Genomic DNA, 12,033 nt, shown 5'->3' with positions numbered 1-12,033 from the left:
GGAGGAAATAATAATTTTAAGATGGCGGATACTATTTAATTAAGGAATTCACCAAAACAGACAATTTAACGGCCGCTTCTGCCTTTTTATTGCTGCTTTGTTTGGCTATATACGGATATGTACTGGACCGGAAGAAGAAAAAACCGATTCGCTCGGCTCACTTTGTTCTTAGTATTCTGTGGATTGCCGCCGTTCTTGTGCATGGCGGCGGATTTGCGGTTGGAACTGGGGTAACAATGGCCGTATTATATATTGGTGTGACATGGCTTGAAAGGAAAAACTTAAAGCCGGCAGGTGCGAAGTAATTAAAAATGGATCGTCTATCGAAGACGGTCCATTTTTTTTGAGTTCATTTAGCAAAGCTTTGACCATAGTCTGCTGCTGACAGCTTCTGTGCTTCTTTCGATGATGGAGTAGGCTGCATTGGTGATTGCCTGGGCCAATGTTTCCCCAGTTCCCGTTACATCATTGAAGCAAACCTCTGATGGCCCTTTGTTTGTATAGGTAAATCCTAAATTCTCTAATCTGTCAACAATGATCATCGCATGATCCAGGTTGTGCTCCGGTTGAAAGTCTGCATCATGGATGAACATTCCCTTTTCATAATCGTACCAACGATCCCACCTATTTAACTTCCAACCTAGAATTCTCCGTGCAATTGAATCTACCTTGTTCATCATTTTTTCCCCTTTCGCCTATATTGTTATATAACAACTTTAGTATTTATAAAGAATTATATAACAGTATTTTTAAAATTGCCACTGTCTTTTTTTAAAAATTTTCTGTACTTTTTTGATTTTTTTCCCAACATCAAAATGAAAACCTTTTCTTTTCCAGTGCTTTTTTTGATAGTAAAATGAATTCACGACCCTTTGAGGTAATATGATAGTTTTAAAAATTAATAGGTTTTCCAAGGAGGAGTTATAGTGAAGAAAAAGGTTATAGCTTTCGGATTGTCAATCGGTCTTGCCGCCAGTGCCATTGCCCCAGCATCATCATTTGCCGCACAAAAAAATGTCCTGTCCAACTACAAATACAATGAGCTAGTTGGATCCCCAGAGTTTATTTCAGGCAAGCTTACAAACCCATCAGGTAAAAGTGCAGAAGCCGTTGTCCTTGAATATGTAAACGCTAACAAAGACAAATTTAAACTTGGTTCCAAATCCGCACTGGAATCGTTCAAAATCACCTCCAGCAATAAAGACAAGCTTGGCGGAACGGCGCTGAGACTCCAACAATTGTACAACGGTATTCCTGTTTGGGGCGCTGCACAGGCAGCATTTGTCGCGGAGGACGGAACTCTAAATGTGTTCTCCGGAACAGTCACCCCGGACCTTGAAACAAAAAAGGGTCTGAAAAAGGAGAAAAAGGTCAATGCCAATCAAGCAATAAAAATTGCGGAAGCCGATCTTGGGATTTCTCCTGATTACGAGAAAAAGCCATCTGCCGACCTGGTTGTTTTCACACAGGGTAATGATGCTAACTATGCATATCTAGTAAACTTAAATTTCCTCGAACCAAAGCCAGGAAACTATAATTATTTTATTGATGCATCCACTGGGGAAATTTTAAATAAATACAATGACCTTCATGAAGCAAAAACCGGCCCAGGCGTAACAGGTACAAATACAACGGGCAGCGGAGTTGGTGTTTTAGGTGATACGAAGGCCTTAAACATGCTTTTATCCAGTTCAACTTATTATCTGCAGGATAATACTAGAGGAAACGGGGTAATCACATACGATGCATCCAACCGTTCCCGTACGCCGGGGTCACTTTGGACAAGTGTTGACAACCTCCTAAATAGCTCGTATGAGAGCCCTGCAGTTGATGCTCACTATTATGCAGGTAAAACCTATGATTATTATAAAAATGTCTTTGGCCGGAATTCCTATGATAATAACGGCGGAGCCTTAAAGTCTACGGTCCACTATGGCCGAAACTACAATAACGCCTTCTGGAATGGCACCCAAATGGTGTATGGGGACGGAGACGGAACTACCTTTATCCCGTTATCAGGTGGTATTGATGTTGTTGCCCACGAGCTGACCCATGCGGTTACAGACACTAGTTCCGATTTGGTCTACCAAAATGAGTCCGGAGCATTAAATGAAGCCATTTCTGATATTTTTGGTACACTTGTTGAATTTTATAATGGGAAAAATCCAGATTATGAGATTGGCGAGGACGTTTATACTCCAGCAAAGGCAAACGATGCCCTTCGTTCGATGAGTGATCCGACGAAATACGGCGATCCGGATCATTATTCAAAACGTTATACTGGAACAAGTGACAACGGCGGCGTTCATACGAACAGCGGCATTATCAATAAAGCTGCCTACCTGCTGGCTGCCGGCGGAACTCATTATGGTGTCACGGTTCAAGGAATCGGCAATGATAAACTGGGGGCAATCTATTATCGAGCAAATACCGTCTACTTAACAGCCTCCTCTACCTTCAGCCAGGCCCGCGCTGCTCTGGTACAAGCTGCTGCGGACCTTTATGGGGCTAGCTCTGCGGAGGTTACCGCAGTCAATAAATCGTTTGATGCGGTTGGCGTATATTAAATTTTTTTATAAAATAAAAAGAAGCTCCAGCATGGGATGGAGCTTCTTTTTCAATTCAAATTTCACTGCGCTCATTACATAAATATAGGAACTCACAACATAATTTTGCTGCTTCATTACAAAATTTAGGAGTCTTACAACATAATTTTGCTCCCTGACTACAAAATTCAGGAGTCTTACGACAAACTTTGGAATAAAATGGAACACAACAACGAAGTTTCCCTTTCCTAATCATGTACCGCAATAGGTTCTGTATGGTCTGTTCGCAGCTGCAGGAGTTGTACAGTATTCTTCCTGTTCTGGCACGTAGGCATAAGGGTTCGACAGAGCACTTAGGAGCTTCATCATGACGCTGAAGTCGCTTTGACTGACTGCTGCATCAAGCGCTTCCTCCACTCGGTGGTTGCGCGGGATGACTGCGGGATTGGAATTCCGCATTAACTGTTGGGATTCCGCTGTTGCTTCCTGCTGCCTGCCGAGTCTTTCCTGCCAACGCTTCTGCCATTCGGAAAATTCCGGTGCTTTAAACAGCTCCGCTCCCTCCAACTGACCCAATGTTAAAGCTCGGAAGGTGTTGGTGTAGTCAGCACGATGTTTTTGCATTAGACTAAGCAGGTCTTCCGCAAGCAATTCATCTTCTGCCTCTTCATTAATAAGACCCAGCTTTGCCCGCATTCCGGCAAGCCAATTTTGGCGGTATAACCCGTCATATTCTGAAATAGCCTCTTGGGCCAATTTAACTGCTTCCTCCTCGTTTTCATGAAGCAGCGGCAATAAGCTTTCCGCAAATCGGGCCAGATTCCACCCGCCAATAAACGGCTGATTGCCATAGGCATAACGTCCCTCCCTGTCGATAGAACTGAATACGGTTGCCGGATCGTAGGTGTCCATAAAGGCACAGGGGCCATAATCGATGGTCTCTCCGCTAATAGTCATATTGTCCGTATTCATGACCCCGTGAATAAAACCGACGAGCTGCCATTTGGCAATTAGTGAGGCCTGACGTTTTATAACTTCCTTAAGAAATGAAAGGTACTTGTTATTATCAGTATCAGCTGTGACTTCTGGATAATGGCGTTTTATTGTATAGTCAGCCAGAATCCTTAATTCATCCACATTACCTTTCCCAGCAGCATATTGAAAGGTTCCAACCCTAATATGGCTGGATGCAACGCGTGTCAGAATCGCACCGGGAAGCTCGGTTTCACGATAAATGGCGTCCCCTGTAGTCACCACGGCCAGACTGCGGGTAGTCGGAATACCTAGCGCATGCATCGCTTCACTAATGATATATTCTCGAAGCATCGGTCCAAGCGCCGCCCGGCCATCCCCTCCGCGGGAAAATGGTGTTCTGCCTGAACCCTTCAGTTGAATATCATACCGTTTTCCGTCCGGAGTGATTTGCTCCCCCAGCAGCACTGCCCGACCGTCCCCCAGCATTGTAAAATGGCCAAATTGATGCCCGGCATAGGCTTGCGCAAGCGGCGCAGCACCTTCGGGTATTTTGTTCCCAGCAAACACCGCAACAGCTTCTTCTCCCTGAAGAGCCTCTGGATTCAACCCCAAAGCAGATGCCAAATGACCATTAAGAATAACCAAGTTCGGTGAAGCAACTGGCGCAGGATTCGTATCAGTAAAAAAAGCCTGCGGAAGTCGGGCATAACTATTATCAAAATTCCAGCCTGGATTACTCATATTTTCGTTTACCCCTTCTTTGAAGCATGGGGACGGTTCTTTTGCTTCTGAAGCAAAAGAACCGTCCCCATGATCTAATTTATATTCAGTTTATCCTAAGTGGGTTTAAATTAGCACTTATTTTATACTATGAAAATCTAGTAAATTATTAATGATAAATTAAGAATATTGTTGTAGACTTAGAATGTGTTATGGGATTAAAGTCGGTTGACTTGATACCGAGGTTATTAGGCATTTATGGGGGAAGATTTATGAATAACGCAGAAATGAATCTGGTTGGAGAAATACCTACCAGACGAGGCAAATCAGTCAAAGGCAATCGAAATTGGAAGTTTGTTGCAGCAAGCAGCGCCTCTATTATCGTACTCTTAATTGCAGGAATTAGTTATTACCAGGCAACCCGATTCAATTCGCAGACTACGATTAATGACATAAATGTCGGTGGGATGACGGCTGATCAGGCATTGAAAAAATTACAAACCACTGTCTTACAAAATAGGGTCTTTGTCGGACAGCAGCAAATTTTAGATGAAAACGATACAAAGATGGGTTTTGCTGAGCAGGATTTGCCTGAGGTTAAAAAAATACTAAAAAGCCAGTGGACATTTTTTCCATCAACAAAGGTAAAAAGTTTTCATCTGATACCTGAAAAGGCAGACCAATTCCGAACCGAAACAATGAAAAAGCTTGTCGAAGAAAAGCTCTTATCAATGAATAAAAGTTTAAAAGCACCCCAAGATGCAGCGGCGAAGCTTACGCAGGGCAGCATTATTATCACCAAAAGCAAGGATGGAGAACAATATGACGTCTCAAGCCTATTGAAGGAATACGACAAGCAGCATTATAAGAGTGACATTCATCTTAGTCCTTTATACATACAGCCAATCAAAGAAAATAGCGCAATTGTAAAAAATGAACAGAAAAAGCTGCAAGAACTTCTTGGGAAGACTGTTGAGTATAAGGTTCAGGATCAAGTCTTTTCTTTAAAAGCTAGTGAAGTAATTACAAATGCCTCTGTGACTAAGGATATGAAAATAACAATTGACCCGAATGACATTAAAAACAAAGTTGCGGAAATAAATGATACAAAATCTACATTAAATAAAGACTTCTCCTTTAAGACCCACTCAGGTTCGGTCATATCTGTAAAAGGAAAAGGCTACGGCTGGGCATTAGATGTTGACAAAGAAACAGCTCAAATTCAAGCTGCTTTTGAAAAGGGAGAGAGTTCCATTTCTGCATCCAATGTTATTGGACACGGATGGAAGGGTGAAGGCTACGGTTACGATACAACCGCGAACAACGGAATTGGCGGCACGTATGCTGAAGTATCCCTTGCCGAACAGCGAATTTGGATTTACAAAGATGGTAAATTGGTCATCACAACAAATGTCGTTACCGGGAAACACAGCACCGGTCATGATACATCAACAGGAGTTTGGTATGTTCTCTATAAACGATCACCTTCCATTCTAACAGGCAGGGAACTCGGTGGAAAACCAAGTTATCAAGTACAGGTAAATTATTGGGCTCCTTTTACGAACGATGGACAAGGGTTCCACGATGCCAGCTGGCGGAAAAACTGGGCAAGCAATGCCTATCTTAACGATGGCTCGCACGGCTGCGTCAACACACAACCAGACGATATGAAAATCGTCTACGAAAATCTCAGCACCTACGAACCGGTCGTTATATACTGAAACATGGGGACGGTTCTTTTGCTTCAAAAAATGAAGCAAAAGAACCGTCCCCTCTTTTTAATGATCCCTATTAACAATATAGTTCAGCAAATGCTTCAAAAAAGTCGTGTTGCGCGGCACTTCCTCTAGTGTGTCCATCGCCAGACAATAATGGTCCCACATCGCTTTTTTCGCATCTTCTGCGCCCAGGATGGATACAAACGTTGAGCTGTTGTTAGCAGCATCATTGCCTGCGGGTTTCCCTAATACGTTCTGATCCCCTTCCAAATCTAGAAGATCATCCTTAATCTGAAAGGCAATGCCGGCATGCCTGGCGAATTTTTTCAAGACGGACAGTTCGGAAGCGTGTGCTTGTGCAAGAATCGCCGGCATGATTAAAGCCGCTTCGAAAGCAATTCCGGTTTTATAAAAGCACATGACATTCAGTTGGTCCAGTGTTAATGGCTTGCCTTTAGATTCCAGGTCCATTGCCTGCCCCTTACACATATCCTCTGTTACCTGGGCTGAATATTGAATCAAGCGAAGCACTGTTTCTGTATTGAACCAGGTAAGCGAAGTCTGTTCCTCGATCGCCTTTTGGGTTAAAAAAAGCGCAGTTAGTTCAGCAATGGCGATGTTATAGGTCTTATGCAGAGTTGGCCGCCCCCTGCGGATTGCAGCATTGTCCTGAGATGGAAGGTCATCAAAAATAAGTGATGCCGTATGCATGTATTCTAATGACCGTAAAAGCGGGGTAATGGAGGAACCATCCAATCCATATCCATCAACACCCATAACCCACGTCATAATGGGACGGAGCCGCTTCCCGTCACCCTCAAGACTGTAATTGGCGGCATCGATAATGGGGTCATTCCTTAATGGCACATCTTCAATTTTCAAGGTCCTGTTAATTTGGTCGCGAACCGTTTCGATTGTATCTAAAAAGTCGTCCTGCTCCATACGATCATTTTTTAAATTTGTAATAATATGGTCGCGCAGCAGCTTATCAAAGAAATCCACATCGTCTGCTTTTTGGACCATTTTTTGTATCACACGATTGAATTGCGGCATTCCTGAGGTAAAAAGCCCCATTATTTCGTTGTATTTTTGCGTTCCCATCCGCACTTTAAATCGCTTCAATCCGTTTATGGCGCGGTCCAGTATGACCTCACATGTCTTTGGATCGGAGTGAAAGACATTGTGAATCAAATTAGCAATAACCGCCCAGTACAACTCAAATGGGTTGATAAGGTCATCGCGCTGGTTGTGGTATTTCATATAGTAGGTATACGGCGTGACGGCACCGTCCTTTATGTCATCGAACATATCGGCAAAATCATCGGCCAGTTGATTATAAATGCCGTAATAGAAGGTTCGGCTGTCAAACCCCTCATCCTCAGGAGCACTGATGACAGAACGGGCAATCAATCGGGACGAAGATGATTTTAAAATAATCGGTATGTACAGTTCTTCATTGGTGTAATTGGGGTTGGATAAATTTTTAACGCGGTCCACTTCTTGAGAATTAAAAAAGATATAGGCCTGCTCGAAAAAATGCTTTCTCGTTTCCGGATGCTGATGGGACTTAATATAGTCAAAGGCATCGCGGAGTTCGGAATGAATATAACGAATGAGACTGGCATTAGGTCCTGTCCAGTTGCCTAAATCAGGAACAGATCCTGTAACAAGGGTGGTCCGGATTAAACTGGAGTATTCCTCTTTTTCTTTATCGGACAAAACTTGGGCATCAAGTAGATCGTCAATAAAGGGATAGGTCAGACCGTAGGCATAGCCCAGCCTGATAGCTTCATCAAGCCTCCGGCTTCGTTCTTCTTGGGCAGTTTCATCAGCCATCTCTTCATTTACATGCAGGATGACCCCCGCAATGATTTTAATCAATTTTCTTTTGGCATGCTCGGGATCCATTCCCTCCGGAATGTTGTCGGATACGATTTTCAGTTTGTTCATCAGCCAAATAAAGGCGGATTCAATCCCTTCCTTCTGCGCCCAGCGGTACAATCCGGCCATGCTGAAAAAATCAGTTTTGTCATCACGGCTTGTCAGGTTATTCTTTAAATTGGACACAACACTCCGTATCCTAGCCTGTGTCTCCGGTGACTCCAGAGTTTTGCCGAGGTCCCGCATGTATAGATAGGAAATGCTTCGGTCCAGATAATGGTCCAGTTTACCGGTATAGTCGAGCCATTGTATGTATTGGTGGTATCCCCGAATATCCGGCCTTTGCCTTCTTCGAAATAGGAAGGTTAATAGAGGATGACGAATATGGTTGTGTTTCCACTCTTGGAAATCCCTTGTCAAAGCAGTGACATAGCTTTTTTCTGTGACCAGTTTGTATAGCCTCCGAAAATATTCAGCAGCCTTCTCCTCACCCAGCTGATAGCACTCATCGGCATTTATTAATAACTCTTCAATCATTTGAAGCACAACCTCTGCTTAAGGTTTTTTATTTTTGCAATACTCATTAAATTGAGATTACCACAATCCCCTTCATTTTTTCTTAAAAACTAGCAAATTATATTTAAATATAGTGCGAAAAAAATAACTTTATTACCGGAAAGCTTATTAAGTGCAAAAAAGCAAGTAAACTTGTCCACATTTGGACATCGTCTACTTGCCTTTTTTTTCACAACTAGTACTTTATAAATTTTTTAAACAATTCCAGTTAACATATAAACACCAATTACAAAGAATGCAGCGATTGTTTTGATAATGGTAATGGCAAATATATCGCGATAGGATTGCTTATGTGTCAGACCAGTGATCGCGAGTAATGTAATAACAGCTCCGTTATGTGGAAGTGTATCCATCCCTCCCGATGCCATGGAAATAACACGGTGCATAACTTCTAGCGGAATATCGAATTGATTAGCCAGTTCAATATAGGTTTTACTCATAATACCTAATGAAATGGCAATACCAGCCGATGCAGAACCTGAAATAGCAGACAGAACATTTGTCGTTACGGCTCCGTTTAATAAAGGATTTTCAAACGCTTTGGAAATGCCGTCTCTCGCAATCGCAAATCCAGGCAAATTTGAAATAACCGCACCAAAACCATATTCAGTAGCCGAGTTCATGATTGCCAGCAGTGCTCCGCCAATCCCGACATTCATGCCAACCTTGAAATTCGTCAGAACAGGTTTTCGATTATACAAAATAGTGGCAAAAATCCCTGCCAGAAGAGCAATTTCAACTGACCAAATACCAACGACTTGTGCCGTTTCAATGTTTGGGAAATTCGTTAAACCGATCTTCGAAAAATCAAAACCATTTGGATACCATTTTGGAATCACTGTGGTTAACACCTTATTTAACACACCAACTAGGACAACCGGAACAAAGGCAAATATTTTGCGGCCGACGCTTTCTTTTACATCCAAGTCGATTTTAATTTCCTCTTCAGTAATCGTTCCAAAGCTATCATAGCCTTCACCGGCTTTTTCAGCTTTTTTCCGGCGAGAATCTAAATACAGCATACCGACTGTAAAGATGAAAATGGCCCCGATAATTCCAAGTGTCGGTGCGGCATAAAGGTTTGTTTTAAAAAATGTTGTCGGAATAACGTTTTGCACCTGTGGGGAACCTGGCAGCGCATCCATTGTAAAGGTAAAAGACCCTAGGGCAATCGTTCCCGGAATTAACCGTTTCGGAATATTGGATTGTCTGAACAAATTGGCTGCAAACGGATATACCGCAAATGCCACAACGACTAAGCTTACGCCGCTGTAGGTAAGAATTGCGCACAATAAAACAATGACTAACATGGCACGCTTGCGTCCCACCAATTGAATCAAGGTGGTGGCGATGGAACGTGCTAAGCCGGACATTTCTACTACTTTACCAAAAATAGCTCCCAGCAAGAAAATAGGAAAATATAATTTTATATATTCCACCATTTTTCCCATAAAGACATTCGAATAAAACGGGAGAACATAATCTGGATTTGTTAATAATACCGCAAATAATGCACATACCGGAGCAAAAATGATGACTGAAAATCCGCGATAGGCGATAAACATTAACAAACCCAGCGCTAAGAGAATAATAACTAGTTCCATAAAATTTCTCCTCTACCCCTAGATGATTTAACCCTTTGCTGAAAAAATGTTAATTGTGCGTATTCTAAGATGTCCAAAAAGGCTTAGTTTTTGTTTTTAGCAATTTCCGCTGCTACATCCACGATCATATCCTCTTGACCGCCGACAACTTTACGTTTCCCTAACTCTATTAAAATGTCACGTGAATCGATGCCAAATTTAGTTGCAGCACGTTTCGCATGAAGGGCAAAGCTTGAATAAACCCCTGCATATCCTAGTGTCAGACTGTCTCTTGTAATTTCCTGAGGTACTTGCAGAATCGGTGCAACGATATCTTCAGCTAAATCCATCATTTTATATAAATCGACACCTGTCTTAATTCCCATCCGTTCACAAACGGCAACTAATACTTCTGTCTGCGTATTACCGGCACCAGCGCCTAAGCAGCGAACACTGCCGTCAATACGGGTCGCACCTTCTTCAATAGCTACAAGTGTATTGGCCATGGCAAGTGAGAGATTGTTATGACCATGGAAGCCGATATTAATGCCTACTGATTGTTTAAGGGCACGAATCCGTTCACGTACTTGTTCCGGAAGAAGATAACCTGCTGAATCAACCACATAAACCGTATCAGCACCGTAGCTTTCCATTAATTTAGCCTGTTCAACAAGTTTGTCTACTGGTGCCATGTGGTTCATCATTAAGAATCCAACTGTTTCCATGCCAAGTTCTTTTGCATAAGCAATATGCTGCGGCGCCACATCTGCTTCGGTTACGTGTGTAGCGATACGAGCCATTTTTGCACCTAAATTGGCAGCTTCCTTTAGCTCATGCAGTGTACCGATACCCGGTAATAATAAAACGGCAATTTTTGATTTATCTGCTACAGAAACAGCTGCTTCGATTAATTCCATCTCATTTGTTTTTGACAGGCCATATTGTAAAGAAGACCCTGCAAGTCCGTCGCCGTGTGATACTTCAATAAATGGTACATTGGCATCATTCAATGCTTTTGCAACTTTCAATACTTGCTCGACTGTATATTGATGTGCCACCGCATGGCTGCCGTCCCGTAATGCTACTTCGGTAATGAGAATATCCCTGTTGTTTTCCATTGTTTTTTCGGCCCCTTTCTTAAACGGTTTGTTTCTTTAATAAGTTTTTTGCAAATTCTTCAGCAATTTTAACGCCTGCTGCAGTCATGATATCTAGGTTTCCAGAGTATTTTGGCAGATAATCCCCGGCTCCTTCTACCTCTAAGAAAATGGTTACCTTATTTCCATCAAAAATCGGTTCGGTACGTAGACGATACCCCGGAACATAGGATTGAACAACCTTAGTCATTTCTGCAATTGATTGTCTGATGGCTTCCTCGTTCATCTTTCCTTCTTCGACAAGCGTATAAACGGTGTCACGCATTAGGATCGGCGGTTCCGCAGGATTCAGGATAATGATGGCCTTTCCTTTTTTCGCGCCCCCAACTACTTCAATCGCACGGGATGTCGTTTCAGTAAACTCATCGATATTTGCGCGAGTCCCTGGTCCGGCACTGCGGCTTGAAATGGTTGCGACAATTTCTGCATATTCTACTGGGCAAACACGATTGACCGCATGCACCATTGGGATCGTCGCTTGACCTCCGCAAGTAATCAAATTGATATTATCTTTCTCTAAATGCTCTTGAATGTTCACGGCAGCACATACATATGGTCCAACCGCAGCAGGAGTCATATCAATTACTTTTTTACCTGCCTCTTTTAACACTTTTGCATTGTAGAGATGGGCTTTCGCAGAGGTCGCATCAAAAATGATGTCAGCCAATTCTGGTGTTTTCAAAAATCCATCAATACCATCGCTGATAGCTGTATATCCTAATTCCTTGGCACGGCGCAGTCCATCCGAATTTGGGTCAATCCCAATCACAGTGGTTAATTCCAAAATTTCAGAGCGGCCAAGCTTAATCATTAAATCTGTCCCAATATTTCCTGAGCCAAGAATGGCAACTTTTACTTTTTCCACTTCATTTCTCCT

Annotated in this window: 9 protein-coding genes; 3 read left to right on the top strand and 6 right to left on the bottom strand. The window is 42.6% G+C overall.

Going from position 1 to position 12,033, the window contains the following annotated elements; all coding sequences use genetic code 11:
• Positions 1-101 precede the first annotated feature (101 nt).
• Positions 102-305, top strand: a complete 204-nt coding sequence (locus V5M37_RS06130; protein ID WP_423801241.1) for a hypothetical protein — start codon at positions 102-104, stop codon at positions 303-305.
• A gap of 48 nt (positions 306-353) precedes the next feature.
• Here the strand turns inward: V5M37_RS06130 and V5M37_RS06125 are convergent, their stop codons facing one another.
• Positions 354-677 (bottom strand): BC1872 family protein, encoded by a 324-nt coding sequence (locus V5M37_RS06125; protein ID WP_423801240.1) that lies wholly within the window; start codon positions 675-677, stop codon positions 354-356.
• Between the two features lie 249 nt (positions 678-926).
• On the opposite strand from V5M37_RS06125, the gene V5M37_RS06120 reads away from it, so the two are divergent.
• Complete coding sequence (locus tag V5M37_RS06120) at positions 927-2,567, top strand: M4 family metallopeptidase (protein ID WP_423801239.1); 1,641 nt, start codon at positions 927-929, stop codon at positions 2,565-2,567.
• Positions 2,568-2,798: 231 nt separating this feature from the next.
• On the opposite strand, the gene V5M37_RS06115 is transcribed toward V5M37_RS06120, so the two are convergent.
• Positions 2,799-4,262, bottom strand: a complete 1,464-nt coding sequence (locus V5M37_RS06115) for a protein adenylyltransferase SelO (protein ID WP_423801238.1) — start codon at positions 4,260-4,262, stop codon at positions 2,799-2,801.
• A 251-nt stretch (positions 4,263-4,513) separates the two neighbouring features.
• Here V5M37_RS06115 and V5M37_RS06110 point away from each other — a divergent pair, with 251 nt between their 5' ends.
• The gene (locus V5M37_RS06110) at positions 4,514-5,962 is read left to right on the top strand and encodes a L,D-transpeptidase family protein (protein WP_423801237.1); all 1,449 of its coding nucleotides are present in this window, start codon (positions 4,514-4,516) and stop codon (positions 5,960-5,962) included.
• A 57-nt stretch (positions 5,963-6,019) separates the two neighbouring features.
• On the opposite strand, the gene V5M37_RS06105 is transcribed toward V5M37_RS06110, so the two are convergent.
• From V5M37_RS06105 to V5M37_RS06090, 4 genes are all read right to left on the bottom strand, one after another.
• Complete coding sequence (locus V5M37_RS06105; protein WP_423801236.1) at positions 6,020-8,377, bottom strand: polyprenyl synthetase family protein; 2,358 nt, start codon at positions 8,375-8,377, stop codon at positions 6,020-6,022.
• A gap of 233 nt (positions 8,378-8,610) precedes the next feature.
• On the bottom strand, positions 8,611-10,020 hold the full coding sequence (locus V5M37_RS06100; RefSeq protein ID WP_423801235.1) for a GntP family permease: 1,410 nt from the start codon (positions 10,018-10,020) through the stop codon (positions 8,611-8,613).
• Positions 10,021-10,103: 83 nt separating this feature from the next.
• Positions 10,104-11,117: a 4-hydroxy-2-oxovalerate aldolase gene (gene dmpG, locus V5M37_RS06095; protein ID WP_423801234.1), complete on the bottom strand. Its 1,014-nt coding sequence runs from the start codon at positions 11,115-11,117 to the stop codon at positions 10,104-10,106.
• 19 nt (positions 11,118-11,136) lie between these two features.
• Entirely contained in the window at positions 11,137-12,021 is an 885-nt protein-coding gene (locus V5M37_RS06090; RefSeq protein ID WP_423801233.1) for an acetaldehyde dehydrogenase (acetylating), read from the bottom strand.
• Positions 12,022-12,033: the final 12 nt, after the last annotated feature.

This window comes from Neobacillus sp. SAB-20_R2A (genome assembly GCF_049568635.1).
GTDB lineage: Bacteria > Bacillota > Bacilli > Bacillales > Cytobacillaceae > Neobacillus > Neobacillus citreus.
The sequence above is the reverse complement of the archived record's forward strand: the minus strand, read 5'-3'. Positions and strand labels throughout refer to the sequence as shown.

Bases quoted from the DNA above. Each gene is read 5' to 3' on its own strand.
- V5M37_RS06125 (WP_423801240.1), bottom strand. From the start codon at position 677: ATGAACAAGGTAGATTCAATTGCACGGAGAATTCTAGGTTGGAAGTTA.
- V5M37_RS06115 (WP_423801238.1), bottom strand. From the start codon at position 4,262: ATGAGTAATCCAGGCTGGAATTTTGATAATAGTTATGCCCGACTTCCG.
- V5M37_RS06110 (WP_423801237.1), top strand. From the start codon at position 4,514: ATGAATAACGCAGAAATGAATCTGGTTGGAGAAATACCTACCAGACGA.
- V5M37_RS06105 (WP_423801236.1), bottom strand. From the start codon at position 8,377: ATGATTGAAGAGTTATTAATAAATGCCGATGAGTGCTATCAGCTGGGT.
- V5M37_RS06100 (WP_423801235.1), bottom strand. From the start codon at position 10,020: ATGGAACTAGTTATTATTCTCTTAGCGCTGGGTTTGTTAATGTTTATC.
- dmpG (WP_423801234.1), bottom strand. From the start codon at position 11,117: ATGGAAAACAACAGGGATATTCTCATTACCGAAGTAGCATTACGGGAC.